Genomic DNA, 14,321 nt, shown 5'->3' on the forward strand with positions numbered 1-14,321 from the left:
TATATTTAGTTTTCAAATATTCAATTTTCCAAGAGCCCTTTTGCTCCACGGTTATTATAGCACACTTTGTCAAATAAGGGCATAAATACTGTCATTATCACTTAATTTTTGATACAATAAAATAAAGAGGTGACAATATGAAAAGAATATGTCCAATATGCCAAACAGAACTAAAAAATAATTGTTTTATCAAAGACAATGGCATGTCAAGTCTAAGTTATCTTGAGTTAATTATTAAAAATGATGATTTGAAAAAAACTAACTACGAACTAAAAAGCTGCTATTGTCCTAACTGTGGCCACGTTGATTTTTACATCGACTTAAATAGTCATAATAAATAAATCAACGGTAAAAAAGAAATCGCGAGATTTCTTTTTTATTTAAAGAAACCAAATATTTTTGATAATGATTTAAAAGTGTTGACTTTTTAAATCAACACTTTAATTAATTTATAAATCAATTGATGGTAGCGTAAAGCCACGTCCTTTTACACTATGAGTAGCATTACTAATGATAAAAGCCGTTGGATCGATTTCTAGAACCATATCATTTAATAAATGCAATTCCCGTTTAGATACTACTGACATTACTGCATATTGATCTTTTTGCTGGTAGCCAGTAGTAATATTCAATAAAGTACAGCCGCGATTAATATTATCGAAAACAACTTTACGAATCTCTTTCCATTTTGGTGAAATAATCGTTACTTGAACTTTTGTTTCACCAAGCATCATTACTTGATCCATTACAATTGTTAAGATAATAACAACAGCTATGGCGTATAAAACTTCTTCGATTGTAATTGGACAAAAGATTACCTGAATTACTAAAACTAAACAATCAAATATATTTATTAACCAGGCTAATGAAATCCCAGTTTTTTTACTAATGATCATTGGTGGAATATCCATTCCCCCAGTACTACCACCGACTCTAAAAACCAGCCCGGCTCCAATTCCCATACAAAGTCCCGCATAAATTGTCGCTAAGATTGGGTCATTAGTAATAGTTGAAAATGCATCAACTCGTTCTAATAACGCTAAAAAAGTCGGATAAATAAAAGTACTCAATAATGTTCCATAAGCAAACTTTTTACCTAAGTAAAAATACCCAATAATAAACATAATGATGTTAATTGCATAAACAGTATAAGAAATGTTGATTCCTGTTACTGCTTTAACTGCAATCCCAATACCAGAAGCACCACCAGTAATAAATCCTGCCGGTGTAATAAATGCACAAATACCTAGTGCTAAAATAAAGTTACCTAAAATAATAATTAATGTTTCTTTTAATATCTTCTTCATTACACCCTCCTTATAAACTTGTTTTTAAATATGCATAAATAAAATCATCTAAATCACCATCTAAAACTGCTTTTGGGTTATTAGATTCATAATTACTACGATTATCCTTTACTAAAGAATATGGATGTAATACATATGATCTAATTTGCGAACCCCAGGCAATCTCTTTTTGTTCACCTTTTAATTCTTGTAACTGACTAGCTTGTTTTTCTAACATCAATTGATATAATTTACTCTTTAACATGATCATTGCCTGCTCACGGTTTTGAATTTGACTACGCTGACTTTGACAAGTAACAACAATATTTGTCGGTAAGTGCGTTATTCTAACAGCAGAATCAGTTTTATTAATATGCTGTCCTCCAGCACCACTAGCACGATAAGTATCAATTTTTAAATCACTACTTTGAATTTCAATTTCGATTTCATTATTAAACTCCGGCATAACATCAACAGAAGCAAATGATGTATGACGCCGTTTAGCTGAATCAAATGGTGATAACCGCACTAATCGATGAACACCTTTTTCTGCTTTTAAATGACCATATGCCATGTCGCCTTTAATTAGCATAGTTACTGACTTAATACCAGCAACATCACCATCTAAATAATCAAGAACTTCAACTTTCCAGCCTTTATTGGTTGCATAACGCTGATACATTCTAAATAACATATCGGCCCAATCCTGGCTTTCAGTACCACCAGCACCAGGATGAATTTCTACGATAGCATTTAAATCATCATGTTCACCTGATAGTAACATTGTTTTTTCAAACTCACCTAAATCATGTTGAAAAGTTAAAAAATCGCTTTCAAGAATTTCCATGAACTCTTTATCTTCAGTATTTTTTACTAATTCATAAGTTTCATTTAATTCATCAAGTTTTTGTTTAAGTGAATCATATTGTTCAACTGTTTTTTTCATTCGATTTAACTTATCGTAAATCCCTTTAGCTTTATTAGCATCATTCCAAAATCCCTCTTGTAATGTAATAACAGTTAGTCCTTCAATCTCTCGACGATATGCTTCAATATCGATTGATTGATAAAACTCATCTATTAATAAATGGGCTTTAGAAAGCCCATTTTTAATTTCATATAATTCCATTATTTAAACGTTAATTCCATTTTTAAATGAGGAATTTTTTGCTCAGTTTCACTACCTGGACGCACTCCCATATGAACAATATTACGAGAAATCGTATCAGCAATACTGCTAGTCATTTGTTCAAACATATAGAATGCTTCTTCAGTATACTCAGCTAAAGGATCTTTTTGGGCATAAGCTCTCAAATAAATACCATTACGTAACTTAGTCATGGCATCAATATGATTGATCCAAGTATAATCAATTACTCCTAAAAGAATACTTCTTTCATATTGTAATTTCTTTTCTGGTGGTAAATCTTTATTAAAACGACTAGTATATTGATTGAATACTAAATCTGTTAAGGTATCAGTTAATTTTTTAGGATCATGTTGTAAAGATTCACAGTTATTAGCATGAATTTCTACTAATAACATGTAGTTTTTAGCAACAAAATCAACAACTCCAGCAACATCAATCGTATCATGTTTACCATCATGTTTAGTATATTGACGCACTGTCATTTCAATAGCTTGATTGAACATTCCTTTAACAATATCATCTAAACTATCTTCAGACATGATATCATCACGTTCTTTATACATAATTTCACGTTGTTGACGCATAACATCATCGTATTCCAAAATATGTTTACGAGCATCAAAGTTTTGTCCTTCAACTCGTTTTTGGGCACTTTCAATGGCTTTAGTAACCATTTTATTTTCAATTGCCTGATCATCATCTAAATAATCTTTAAATGAACTTAATCTTTCACCAGCGAAACGTTCCATTAATTCATCTTCAAAAGATACATAGAATACTGAATACCCAGGATCTCCTTGACGACCAGAACGTCCTCTTAACTGATTATCAATACGTCTAGATTCATGACGTTCAGAACCGATAACTGCTAAACCACCAATTTCGGCAACACCTTCACCTAATTTGATGTCAGTACCACGACCAGCCATGTTAGTAGCAATTGTAACTGCTCCACGTTGACCAGCTTTTTCAATAATTTCAGCTTCTTTAGCATGATTTTTAGCATTTAAAACGTTATGTTTAATTTTACGACGATTTAACATTTTTGATAAAACTTCTGATGTTTCAACAGATACTGTACCAATCAAAATTGGCTGTCCATAAGAATTACGGGCAACAACTTCATCACATAAAGCTTTAAATTTATTTGCTTTAGTTGAATAAATTTTATCATTGCGGTCATCTCTAATAACTGGTCGATTAGTTGGAATTTCAATAACACGCATGTTGTAAATTAATCTAAATTCTTCTTCTTCAGTTTTAGCAGTACCAGTCATCCCTGCTAATTTATTAAATAATCTAAAGAAGTTTTGATAAGTAATTGTGGCACGAGTTTCAGTTTCTTCTTTGATTGGAACTCCTTCTTTTGCTTCGATTGCTTGATGTAATCCATCTGAATATGCACGTCCTGGCATAACACGACCAGTGAATTGGTCAATGATCATGATCTTAGCATTTTTAATATCATGACTACCATCATCAGTAGCAATCATATATTCAACATCACGAGTCATAACATAATTAGCTTTTAAGGCTTGATTGATACGATGTACTAATGATGTATGTTGTGGATCATATAAGTTATTTAATTTAAATCCTTTTTCTGCTTTAGCAATACCACTAGCAGTTAAAGCAACTGTTTTACTTTCAATATCAACTTCATAATCTTTATCTGCCTGTAATGATTTAACAAACTTATCAGCTTGTAAATAAAGGGCAGCAGTATTCTTTCTACCACCAGAAATAATTAATGGTGTTCTTGATTCATCAATTAAAATTGAGTCAACCTCATCAATTAATGCATAATTTAACCCTTTTACTAACACTTTATCTTCTAAACGAGTTACCATGTTATCACGTAAATAGTCAAAACCTAATTCTGCATTAGTAGTATAAGTAATGTCACATCCGTGAGCCTGTTGTTTTTGTAATGGGGTTAATTCACGTTTATTTAAACCAACTGTAAGTCCTAAAAAATTAAATACTAAACCGTTATTTTGGGCATCACGTCCAGCTAAATAATCATTAACTGTTACAACATGTACCCCTTTATTAGTTAAAGCATTTAAATAAACTGGAAAGATTGATGTTAATGTTTTACCTTCACCAGTTTTCATTTCTGCAATATCACCTTCGTGTAAAGTAATAGCCCCCATAATCTGTACCTTAAATGCTTTAAGGCCAAGTTTACGATAAGCCGCTTCACGAACTACTGCATAAGCATCAATAATAATATCATCTAGAGTTTTTCCACTGGCTAAAGCTTCTTTAAAAACATTAGTTTGATTAGCTAATTCATCATCACTCATTGCTTGATATTTAGGTTCTAAGCTTAAAACTTCATCAGCCATCTTATCTAATTTTTTTAATTGCTTTCTTTCATCATCAAAGACTCCTTTGATCTTAGCAACTAATCCTTTTTTTGTTGAATGAGGCGTAGTACTAAAAGGAATTACTTCTCCGTTATATTCACCATGGAAATCTTCTACTTTTATATCTTCCCCAGTATCATCTTTTAAATCAACGATATCTTTTACAGCATCTGGGTTAAGTCCTTCTTTTTCTTGTTTCTTTTTCAATTCTCTACGAATTTGCTCTTTTCTACTTGCCATGAAATACGCTCCTTATTCTTTGTCTATCGTATTATAACATTTAAAGTTATTAATTTAAACCCCTTAAGTGAATTAGTAAATTATATTCTAATTACGATGTAAAATCAAGATTAAATTATTGTTTATAAATTGTAAAATAAAAGCCAATATTCCTTGAATCACTTCAAGTCTATTGGCTTTTAAATATTTTTAAACTTTTACTACATGTTTGGCCTGCATCCCACGATCACTTTTATAAAGCTCAAATTCAACTAATTCGCCTTCATTTAAAGTTTTATATCCATCTTGTAAGATTTGACTATAATGTACAAATACATCTTTTCCATCACCACGGTCAATAAATCCAAAACCTTTTTCCGCATTAAACCATTTTACTTTTCCTTGCATTTCATTCACCCCTTTAATCATTTGGTCAACTTTAGTATATTACTATTATTTTTTAAGATAAATTAATTTCACTCGACAAAAAATGCATCGTTACCTTTTTTAGCTTATTTTGGCTTATTCATTGTCAAAATAACAATCAATAACTAAAAAAACAAATAAAATTATCATATTTTAACTAAACAAAAATAAAACATCAACGAGACAAATTTATCACCAATTTAAGACAAAAATCACTACAATTTGCGTTATAATATAGTCAGGTGATAAAGATGATTTGTCCACGATGTAAAAATCAAGATCCAAAATATTTTTATACTTTTAACCAAATAACATATTGCCGTAAATGCATTAATGTTGGTAGCAAACAAATAGTCAAAAACAGCTTTAATCTGCCAAAAGCCAAGATAGATTATCATTTAGACTATCAGCTAACCCCCTTACAACAAAAGATTTCTAAAGATCTTTTAAACCGCTATATTAACAACAAAAATACTAATTTAAAAGCGGTATGCGGCGCCGGTAAAACAGAAATAACCTATGAAGTAATCAAATATGCCCTTAACAATAATCATTGTGTTTGTTTTACGACCCCACGTAAGGAATTAGTAATTGAATTAGCTAATCGAATTCAAAGTCAATTTTCAAACATCGACATTACATGTGTTTATGGTGGTCATACCAAAATCACCTCAGGTCAATTTATTATTTGTACAACTCATCAGCTTTACCGATATCCCAATACTTTTGATTTATTGATTTTAGACGAACTAGATGCTTTCCCATATGCCAACAATGACGTTCTTCAAAGTATTTTAGAAAATAGTATTAAAGGTAACTATATTTATATGTCAGCAACAATGAATGATAACCCGGATTTATTAATGACTAAACGTTATCACGGTCACTTATTAGACATCCCTAAATGTTATATCACACCTAACTGGCTCGCTTACATAATTGCTGTTTTTAAAATAAAAGCAAATGTAAAAAACAGCAAGCCTACAATAGTTTTTGTTCCCAGTATTAAACAAACTTACAAATGCACTAAAATCTTTAAATTATTTAAGCTGAAGTGTTTAGAATGTAGTTCTAAAACTACTAAAATTGAAAAAAGATTAGCTGCTTTAAAAAACGGAAAACTTGATGTTATCGTTGCAACAACAATATTAGAGCGCGGAATTACCGTTGATAATGTTCAAGTAATTGTTTTACAAGGCAATAATCGTATTTTCAATCAAAGCACCTTGATTCAAATATGTGGACGAGTGGGACGAAATATAAATCACCCAAATGGCTCGATAAGTATTTTTACCCCATATAAAACTAAGGCGATAAAAAAATGCATATCTACAATAAAGCAAGACAATGCTTAATTTGTTTTCACGAAATTGAAAGCCAGCCTAGTTTATATCATTTTTGTCACCAGTCATCACTATGTTTAGATTGCCTTAACAAATTTGATATCTATAATCAACAACACTACTTTCACAATTATCCTTTGACTATTTTATATTATTACAATAGCTTTTTTAAAAAAATATTATTTCAATACAAAGGACAAGATGATTATGCTTTAAAAGATGCCTTTTTAAATCCTTTCTATGATTTTAAAACCCGATATCGGCGTCACTTAATTGCCATTGTTCCTAGTAGCGATGAAGATAATAAGCGACGGGGTTTTAATCCTAATGAAATGATCGTTCAAAGTTTTAGTAATAATATTTTTACTGGTTTATATAAAACTTCTTCATATAAACAAGCTAGTCAAAATGATCGTAGTTTAATTAAACAGCATATCAAAATTAAAGATGGTCATCGATTATTTAATCAAGATGTAATTATTTTTGATGATGTTATTACCTCTGGTAATACTATCATGGCTTGTGCAAATCTAATTGCTTCTTTTCACCCCAAATCGATTTCAATCATTGTTTTGGCAAGTAATCAAATTGATAATTTGTTTACATGATATCACACACCAGATATTTCACTAATGATATGTAATATAGTGATAAAGAAAATAGTGGCATCACGCCACTATTTTGCTTCTAATTCTTTTTTGAAACTTTCAAGATCAATTTTAATTTTTTTTAAAGTATCAAAAACCCAGTCAAGTCGTTCGTCTGGAATTGCTGATTTATAAATATTAGCTAATTCACGATGAAAATTTTCATGAACTACTAAAGCTTCATGCCCTTTTTTGGTTAATTTCAATAAAAAAACTCGTTGATCTTTTGTAGAACGTTCTTTAACTAAAAATCCCTTTTCAGCTATCTTTTTTACAGCAGTTGTTAAAGTACCTACAGTGATATGCAATTCTTTAGCAACATTTGTCATTGAAGGAAAATCGACTTTATCAATGGCATCAAGAACATGGGTTTCACTCATCGACAATTCTTTAAACTTACCTTTTTTTAAATATATTTCTTGAATTGCCATTGCTTCGTTAAAAACTGCTACTACGGTTTCAATTGCATCTAAACGTCTACTCACTTCTATCACCACTTTAATTGTACCTTATTTTTTTGAGAAATAAAACAATTATTCACCAAATAAAAAACAGCCTTTACTAATTCACACATTTCGATTTATAATAATTTTGAAATGGGGAATTTTATGAAAAACAGATTAACAAAAATATTAGATTCAAAAAGATTTAAGTTAGTTTTATTATTGGAGGGATTAATTGTTGGTATTGCCAGCGGTTTTATTATTGTTGGCTATCGAGTTTGTTTAAGCCAGGGTGCCCTGTGGCTTAATAAGATTTTAACTTTTTGTAAAGAATCAATTTTTACAATTGCATTATGGTTTGTAATTTTAATAATACTTGCTAAGATCGTCTCTAAACTAGTGACTTTTGAACCCTTAATATCAGGAAGTGGTATTCCACAGCTTGAAGGTGAACTTAGTGGTAAAATTGATGCTAACTGGTGGCGAGTTTTAATATGTAAATTTGCTGGTGGCTTTTTATCAAACATTGCCGGTCTAGCATTAGGACGTGAAGGTCCTTCTATCCAGTTAGGGGCAATGACTGGTAAAGGAATTGGTCATATTTTAAAAAGAAATAAAACTGAAGAACGATATCTATTGACCTGTGGAGCTAGTGCTGGTTTGGCTGCCGCCTTTCATGCTCCATTAGCTGGAGTAATGTTTGCTTTAGAAGAAGTTCATAAACATTTTTCCGCACCATTATTAGTATCGGTAATGACTTCATCAATTGCTGCAGATTATGTAATGAGCCAGCTTTTAGGAATGGATCCTGTTTTTAATTTTAATGTAGTTAGCACCATCCCAACTAATTATTACTGGATGTTATTAATTTTAGGAGCTGTTTTAGGATTATTAGGCGCTTTTTATAATAAATCATTGCTTTACATCCAAAATCTCTATAGTCATTTTAATCTGACTCCTTTTAAAAAATTATTAATTCCTTTTATTTTAGCAGGAGTTTTAGGATTTACTATTCCAGAATTAATCGGCAATGGTGATACATTAGTTGACTTATTAACAAAAGGTAAACTTACAGTTTCCTTGATCTTATTTTTTCTAATTGGCAAATTTCTATTTGCTCAAATTAGTTTTGGTTCCGGCGCTCCAGGCGGAATTTTCTTCCCGTTATTAGTTATTGGCTGTATGATTGGGGGACTAATGGGTAATCTTGCTCATATTTATCTTGGTTTAGAAGCCCAATATATCAATAATTTTGTTTTACTAGCTATGGCTGGTTATTTTACCGCAATCGTTAGAGCCCCAGTGACTGGAATAATTTTAATCTTTGAAATGACCGGTTCACTAAATCATCTTCTTTCAATTGCTTTAGTTACAATCGTTGCTTATATCGTAGCTGATTTATTAAAAGCTGAACCAATTTATGAAAGTTTATTGACAAATTTATTGAAAAAACGGAATTTCCCTATCCCACAAGGAGTTGGTGAAAAAGTACTTTTAGATTTTATGATTGTTCCTAATTGTAAGCTTGAAAACTGTCTTTTAAAAGAAGTTGATTGGCCTAGTCAATGTTTAATTGTATCTTTACAACGTGATGGAAAAGAATTTATTCCTCGTGGCGATACATATTTAAAAAGCGGTGATAGTATTATCGTTATGTGTGATAAAGCACAAGAAAGCTTGATCTATGATCAAGTATCTGAATTGATTAGTTAAACGTGAGATTAAAACTCACGTTTTATTATATAAAAAATCACTGACAAACAATGCCAGTGATTATAAGATTTCTATTATAAATAATGGTACTGATGTTCCCATTTGCTTTCAAGAAAATTGGTTGCCACATTTTTAGCTGTCTTTAAATCCATAAATGTATAATTACCACATTCTTCTTTTTTAGCTCCCGGAATTTCTTGATCCCAGTTGGCAATTTGAATAAAAGTTTCTTTAACAAGTTCAATAACTGTATCAAAATCTAAATCTTTAGTAATTAAATAAAACCCTGTCATACAACCCATTGGCCCGAAATAAATTATTTTATCACGGTACTTACCATTTCTTAATAACGTTGCCCCAATATGTTCAATTGTATGAGCTGCTTCTGGTTTTAAAGCCGGTTCGATATTTGGTGAAGTCATACGAATATCATAAGTAGTTAAATTATCATCAACTCGAGAAATATAAACTCCCTTAGTTAATTTAGTATGGTCAACACTAAAACTTGTTATTCGTTCCATGATAACCCTTGATATTTACGTATATATTGATATCCAATACCGCCAACACCCATATGTGCACCAACTACAGCTGGTAACTCACGAACTGTAATATAACAATCTCCAATTCTTTTAATTAATTCTTCTTTCATTTGATTTGCAAGATCATTAACTAAAACATGTTCAATGGCAATAACATAATCTTTATTATTAACTCCACAATCATTAACTAAATGATCAATAATTCTTAAATTTGCTTTTTTTACTGTTCTTACTTTATCAAAAGTATCAATCTTACCACCAAGTTTATAATTCAGTTTCATAACTGGAACAATTTTTAATAAATTTCCTAAAATAGCAACCGCTGGAGTAATACGTCCGCCTTTTTTTAGATGATCAAGATTAGGAACCATGATCAATGTTCCGGAATCTTCAACCAATGAAGTTAAAATAGATTCAATCTCAGCAACACTTTTACCATCATCAATCAATTTTTTAGCTACTCTAATTAAATAACGCTGAATACAAGCTGTTGCCTTAGTATCAATCAAAGTGATTGGAATTCCAACCATATCACAAGCTAACTTCATCCCATTTAAGGTAGAAGATAAACCAGTAGCAATTGGTAAACCAATAATATGGTCATAACCTGCATCTTTGATTCTACGAACTGTTCCTTGGATTGAACCAGTTGATGGTTGTGATGTTAATACCATCTCATTAGTTCTTTCCATACGCCGAAAAACTTCCTCGGCACTTATTTCTTCTAAATCTAAATATGACTGTTCTCCCATTGTTATTGTAAGAGGAACAATATAAATTCCCTCAGCTTCTAATGATCCGATTGGAAATTGACAACCACTATCAGCTAAAACTGCTATCTTTTTCATAGTATGCCTCCTATAATTACGTTTCTAATATACCAAATTTATTAACTTTTTGCTAGTAATATGTGTTATGATAATAAAGAAATGAGGGATTAGATGAAATCAGTACGTGAAATTACCGTTTATCGCTGGACGATTAAAAAATCAGAATTTATTTGTACTTTAATACCTTGCAATAATGAAGCACAAATTAATGATATAATTGATGAATATAAACAAAAATATCATGATGCTACTCATAATTGTGTTGCATACATCGTTCAAAATGCTAAAAGAGCTAATGATGATGGTGAACCTAGCGGTACTGCCGGCTTACCAATGTTGGATGTTTTAGAAAAAAATGACTTATCTAATGTTATTGCAATTGTAACCCGTTATTTTGGTGGAATCAAACTAGGGGCTGGCGGTCTAACTAGGGCATATCGTCAAAGTGTTGCCGATGCTTTAAAAGAAGCAGACATCGTTGAAAAACATCTGGTACCACTATATAAAATTACAATTGATTATTCTTATACTAAAAAATTTGATCATCTTTTAAAAGTTCATCAAATAAAATGTATAAATAAAGAATATTTAGATCGTGTTAATTATTATTGTTATCTAGAAAATCTGGATTTTTTAGATGTTATTCAAGATTTAACTAATAACACCTACAAAAAAGAATATCTTCATGATGACTATATTGAACAAAATTCATGAAAAGGTCATAAAAAAGAGTATAATACTTAATAAGAGGTGAAAATCAATGAATGAGATTAATAAAATTTATCAACAACACGTTACTCATGAACTAAAATTAGTCAGTAATCCTGACCATGCCATTTTAAACAAGGATAAAGTAGAAGCTAAAGTTTTAGCATTCTTATGTGAACTTGGTAAATTTGGTGAAGAAGCACATATTTTTAGTTTCTGGGATAATTCTTCAACTAATAGTAAGGATTTAATTGATTATTATATTGATGGACTGCATATGTTAATGTCAATTGGTTTTGAATTGCATGTTGATAATTTAAAAAATTATCAGGAAATAAATGACCAGATTAGTATCGCTAATCAATTAATCAAAGTTTATCAAAATGCTTTAAAAATCAATGAAACATATACTTTTGAAGCTTTCCAAAATTGTGTTGATGATTATTTTACGTTAGGATTTAAAGCTGGTATTGATTTTGATACTATTTTAGAAAACTATATCAAAGAATAAAAATAAGGCCTGTAAAACTGTATTAATTACAATTTTATCTGGCCTTTTATTAACTAATCCTTCAAATCAGCAATTTCTCCCATATCTGGCAACCAAATATGATCAGCATTTATTTTAGTAGTATTTGTTTCTTGTTCTTTCCAGGTTGAAGCAATCTTGCCTTCTAATTGACCACGAACACTTTGAAAGCGTAAACTGCAAAATTCTTTAAAAGTTTCTACTCCTAGTAAATAATCTTCATAACTACAAAAAGCAGTTGGATCTTTTTTTACATAAGGAGCAATCATTTTAGTTGTTTTAGCTATTTTCTTTTCAAAATAACCATTTTCATAATACTCTTTTACAAAATAATCAAAATATTCATGATACTTTTTATAATAATCATCATTTTTCATTACATGATGGTATAAAGGACGATTTTTCATAATTGTTCCTGAAGCTGGCGTATTAATTGGATAATTAACATATAACGTTGCATCATTAATAGGATTAGGCATTCCAAGTGAATAAGTAGCAAAAGCTAAATTATAATCCCAAGGAATCATTGTCATAATACCTTCTTCTTCATACAAAAAATAATTATGACCAGTTCGTCCTAAATAACTATCCATATTTACAACAAACACTTGAACCACAAAATATGCTAACACTTCATCAATATTAACTGCTGTTTCTAAGTTTTTGCCACTATCAAGTATTTTAATTGCTTCAATCAATCTTTTTTTATCTTCCAATGTAATATCAAATCGAGCATTATTAAAAATATTATTATAATTTTCAACATCATCACCAATATATTTAAGGGCAATATCAGCATTTTCATCATCTAAGCTTCGATAACTTGGTTTATATAATTTACCATAATTTTTGCCAAAGTTTCTTTTTACAAATGCTTCTTCTACTTCTTCAATCGCTAAAAAAAGCCCCCAATCCTTATCATTAATAGTTACCCAGGTATAACTACACAACGATGATGGTACTTCCATAAAACTCATCATCTGATAAGTCATATAGTTTTTTAGATAACTATTATCCTGAAACGAACAATCTAATGACATTTTATCCAAACCATAGTAATTTAAATCCTTATTATAATGATCAAATTCAATTTTCATACTATATCTTGTCAAACCATAACGTTCAACTAAACGTAATGAATTATTTCCTTTTACTCGTAAACCTACATTTTCAAATACTTCACCATCGATCGTAATTGTTGCTTCAACATATTTTTCCTCTTTGGCATTTGCAAAAAAACTTTCCGGATCATTAAACTGCAAATCAATTTGATGAACATAACTATCATCAAATAATTTATTTGCATATGGTGGCATAGAATCAGTTGACTGTAATCCCCATTGTCCTTTAAAAAGTAGTCCAGTTGCAAAAATCAATGCTAAAACTGTTGTTACAATAACAATTTTATCAAAATGTTTATGCCTAATCATAACTTATCCCATATAATCACCATTATAAGAAACTAAAACCGCATATGTGATTCCTTCCATATTTGATAATTCATTTATAAATAAAGCACTTTGATCTTTTATTCTTACTTCATAGTTTAATTCAATTGATTGTTTTTTTATACTTTTACTCTTCAAAGAAAAAGCATCTACCTGTTCTTTAACAAACTGACTTGCTTTTTTTTCAATCTCATCATCTTGACAATGAACAACTAAAATATATGGTCGTAAGACATTTTTCCGATTAGAAAAAATTATCAAAACTAACCCAACCATAATACTGCCAATTACCGCTAAAGGAATTAAACCCGCTGCTAAAACAATACCAGCAGCTATGCTCCAAAACAAAAATGCAATATCCATTGGTTCTTTAATTGCCGTTCTAAATCTGACTATTGATAACGCCCCTACCATCCCTAGTGATAAAACAATATTACTAGTTACAGCTAAGATTACTAAAGTTGTAATCATCGTTAAAGCTATCAAAGTAGTACCAAAACTCGCTGAATACATTAAACCACTATAACTTTTTTTATACACAAAAAAGATAAACAAACCAATACTAAATGCCAATAATAAGGCCACTAGCATATCAAACAAAGAAATTGCCGTTGCATTTTCTAAAAAACTTGATTTAAAAATATCACTAAAATTCATTTTTCCTC

Annotated in this window: 15 protein-coding genes; 6 read left to right on the forward strand and 9 right to left on the reverse strand. The window is 30.3% G+C overall.

All coding sequences use genetic code 11. The features are described 5' to 3' along the window. The first annotated feature begins 137 nt into the window (after nucleotides 1-137). Nucleotides 138-341, forward strand: a complete 204-nt coding sequence (locus B5E92_RS06525; RefSeq protein ID WP_087300393.1) for a hypothetical protein — start codon at nucleotides 138-140, stop codon at nucleotides 339-341. A gap of 108 nt (nucleotides 342-449) precedes the next feature. On the opposite strand, the gene B5E92_RS06530 is transcribed toward B5E92_RS06525, so the two are convergent. The 4 genes from B5E92_RS06530 to B5E92_RS06545 all read right to left on the reverse strand — a co-directional run bounded on the left by B5E92_RS06530 (nucleotide 450) and on the right by B5E92_RS06545 (nucleotide 5,435). Then, nucleotides 450-1,307, reverse strand: a complete 858-nt coding sequence (locus B5E92_RS06530) for a YitT family protein (RefSeq protein ID WP_087300395.1) — start codon at nucleotides 1,305-1,307, stop codon at nucleotides 450-452. Nucleotides 1,308-1,317: 10 nt separating this feature from the next. Next, nucleotides 1,318-2,415: a peptide chain release factor 2 gene (gene prfB, locus B5E92_RS06535; protein WP_087300397.1), complete on the reverse strand. Its 1,098-nt coding sequence runs from the start codon at nucleotides 2,413-2,415 to the stop codon at nucleotides 1,318-1,320. Further along, nucleotides 2,415-5,048, reverse strand: coding sequence for a preprotein translocase subunit SecA (gene secA / locus B5E92_RS06540; protein ID WP_087300399.1), 2,634 nt, complete (start codon nucleotides 5,046-5,048; stop codon nucleotides 2,415-2,417). The genes prfB and secA overlap by 1 nt, the downstream gene beginning before the upstream one ends. Nucleotides 5,049-5,237: 189 nt before the next feature. Then, complete coding sequence (locus B5E92_RS06545) at nucleotides 5,238-5,435, reverse strand: cold-shock protein (protein ID WP_087300401.1); 198 nt, start codon at nucleotides 5,433-5,435, stop codon at nucleotides 5,238-5,240. A 269-nt stretch (nucleotides 5,436-5,704) separates the two neighbouring features. On the opposite strand from B5E92_RS06545, the gene B5E92_RS06550 reads away from it, so the two are divergent. Together B5E92_RS06550 and B5E92_RS06555 are read left to right on the forward strand one after the other, a co-directional pair. Continuing rightward, the gene (locus tag B5E92_RS06550; protein ID WP_087300403.1) at nucleotides 5,705-6,808 is read left to right on the forward strand and encodes a helicase-related protein; all 1,104 of its coding nucleotides are present in this window, start codon (nucleotides 5,705-5,707) and stop codon (nucleotides 6,806-6,808) included. Further along, on the forward strand, nucleotides 6,775-7,404 hold the full coding sequence (locus tag B5E92_RS06555; protein WP_087300405.1) for a ComF family protein: 630 nt from the start codon (nucleotides 6,775-6,777) through the stop codon (nucleotides 7,402-7,404). The genes B5E92_RS06550 and B5E92_RS06555 overlap by 34 nt, the downstream gene beginning before the upstream one ends. Nucleotides 7,405-7,472: 68 nt before the next feature. On the opposite strand, the gene B5E92_RS06560 is transcribed toward B5E92_RS06555, so the two are convergent. Next, nucleotides 7,473-7,928, reverse strand: a complete 456-nt coding sequence (locus B5E92_RS06560; protein ID WP_087300407.1) for a MarR family winged helix-turn-helix transcriptional regulator — start codon at nucleotides 7,926-7,928, stop codon at nucleotides 7,473-7,475. Nucleotides 7,929-8,051: 123 nt separating this feature from the next. On the opposite strand from B5E92_RS06560, the gene B5E92_RS06565 reads away from it, so the two are divergent. Beyond that, nucleotides 8,052-9,599: a ClC family H(+)/Cl(-) exchange transporter gene (locus B5E92_RS06565; protein ID WP_087300409.1), complete on the forward strand. Its 1,548-nt coding sequence runs from the start codon at nucleotides 8,052-8,054 to the stop codon at nucleotides 9,597-9,599. Nucleotides 9,600-9,673: 74 nt separating this feature from the next. Here the strand turns inward: B5E92_RS06565 and B5E92_RS06570 are convergent, their stop codons facing one another. Together B5E92_RS06570 and B5E92_RS06575 are read right to left on the reverse strand one after the other, a co-directional pair. Further along, complete coding sequence (locus B5E92_RS06570; protein WP_087300411.1) at nucleotides 9,674-10,120, reverse strand: S-ribosylhomocysteine lyase; 447 nt, start codon at nucleotides 10,118-10,120, stop codon at nucleotides 9,674-9,676. Beyond that, complete coding sequence (locus B5E92_RS06575) at nucleotides 10,108-10,989, reverse strand: DegV family protein (protein ID WP_087300413.1); 882 nt, start codon at nucleotides 10,987-10,989, stop codon at nucleotides 10,108-10,110. Before B5E92_RS06575 ends, B5E92_RS06570 begins: the two co-directional genes overlap by 13 nt. A gap of 93 nt (nucleotides 10,990-11,082) precedes the next feature. Here B5E92_RS06575 and B5E92_RS06580 point away from each other — a divergent pair, with 93 nt between their 5' ends. Then, the gene (locus tag B5E92_RS06580; RefSeq protein ID WP_087300415.1) at nucleotides 11,083-11,685 is read left to right on the forward strand and encodes a YigZ family protein; all 603 of its coding nucleotides are present in this window, start codon (nucleotides 11,083-11,085) and stop codon (nucleotides 11,683-11,685) included. A gap of 46 nt (nucleotides 11,686-11,731) precedes the next feature. Continuing rightward, nucleotides 11,732-12,190: a dUTP diphosphatase gene (locus tag B5E92_RS06585; RefSeq protein ID WP_087300417.1), complete on the forward strand. Its 459-nt coding sequence runs from the start codon at nucleotides 11,732-11,734 to the stop codon at nucleotides 12,188-12,190. A gap of 53 nt (nucleotides 12,191-12,243) precedes the next feature. Here B5E92_RS06585 and B5E92_RS06590 read toward each other — a convergent pair whose 3' ends face one another. Together B5E92_RS06590 and B5E92_RS06595 are read right to left on the reverse strand one after the other, a co-directional pair. Continuing rightward, nucleotides 12,244-13,638, reverse strand: coding sequence for a CotH kinase family protein (locus B5E92_RS06590; protein WP_087300419.1), 1,395 nt, complete (start codon nucleotides 13,636-13,638; stop codon nucleotides 12,244-12,246). 3 nt (nucleotides 13,639-13,641) lie between these two features. Then, nucleotides 13,642-14,313, reverse strand: a complete 672-nt coding sequence (locus tag B5E92_RS06595; protein ID WP_087300421.1) for a DUF4956 domain-containing protein — start codon at nucleotides 14,311-14,313, stop codon at nucleotides 13,642-13,644. Between the last annotated feature and the right edge of the window lie 8 nt (nucleotides 14,314-14,321).

It is taken from the genome of Erysipelatoclostridium sp. An15 (genome assembly GCF_002160675.1).
Classification (GTDB): domain Bacteria; phylum Bacillota_I; class Bacilli_A; order Erysipelotrichales; family Coprobacillaceae; genus Thomasclavelia; species Thomasclavelia merdavium.

Coding starts and splice junctions, on each gene's coding strand:
- B5E92_RS06525 (WP_087300393.1), top strand. CDS start 138: ATGAAAAGAATATGTCCAATATGCCAAACAGAACTAAAAAATAATTGT.
- B5E92_RS06530 (WP_087300395.1), bottom strand. CDS start 1,307: ATGAAGAAGATATTAAAAGAAACATTAATTATTATTTTAGGTAACTTT.
- prfB (WP_087300397.1), bottom strand. CDS start 2,415: ATGGAATTATATGAAATTAAAAATGGGCTTTCTAAAGCCCATTTATTA.
- secA (WP_087300399.1), bottom strand. CDS start 5,048: ATGGCAAGTAGAAAAGAGCAAATTCGTAGAGAATTGAAAAAGAAACAA.
- B5E92_RS06545 (WP_087300401.1), bottom strand. CDS start 5,435: ATGCAAGGAAAAGTAAAATGGTTTAATGCGGAAAAAGGTTTTGGATTT.
- B5E92_RS06550 (WP_087300403.1), top strand. CDS start 5,705: ATGATTTGTCCACGATGTAAAAATCAAGATCCAAAATATTTTTATACT.
- B5E92_RS06555 (WP_087300405.1), top strand. CDS start 6,775: ATGCATATCTACAATAAAGCAAGACAATGCTTAATTTGTTTTCACGAA.
- B5E92_RS06565 (WP_087300409.1), top strand. CDS start 8,052: ATGAAAAACAGATTAACAAAAATATTAGATTCAAAAAGATTTAAGTTA.
- B5E92_RS06570 (WP_087300411.1), bottom strand. CDS start 10,120: ATGGAACGAATAACAAGTTTTAGTGTTGACCATACTAAATTAACTAAG.
- B5E92_RS06575 (WP_087300413.1), bottom strand. CDS start 10,989: ATGAAAAAGATAGCAGTTTTAGCTGATAGTGGTTGTCAATTTCCAATC.
- B5E92_RS06580 (WP_087300415.1), top strand. CDS start 11,083: ATGAAATCAGTACGTGAAATTACCGTTTATCGCTGGACGATTAAAAAA.
- B5E92_RS06585 (WP_087300417.1), top strand. CDS start 11,732: ATGAATGAGATTAATAAAATTTATCAACAACACGTTACTCATGAACTA.
- B5E92_RS06590 (WP_087300419.1), bottom strand. CDS start 13,638: ATGATTAGGCATAAACATTTTGATAAAATTGTTATTGTAACAACAGTT.
- B5E92_RS06595 (WP_087300421.1), bottom strand. CDS start 14,313: ATGAATTTTAGTGATATTTTTAAATCAAGTTTTTTAGAAAATGCAACG.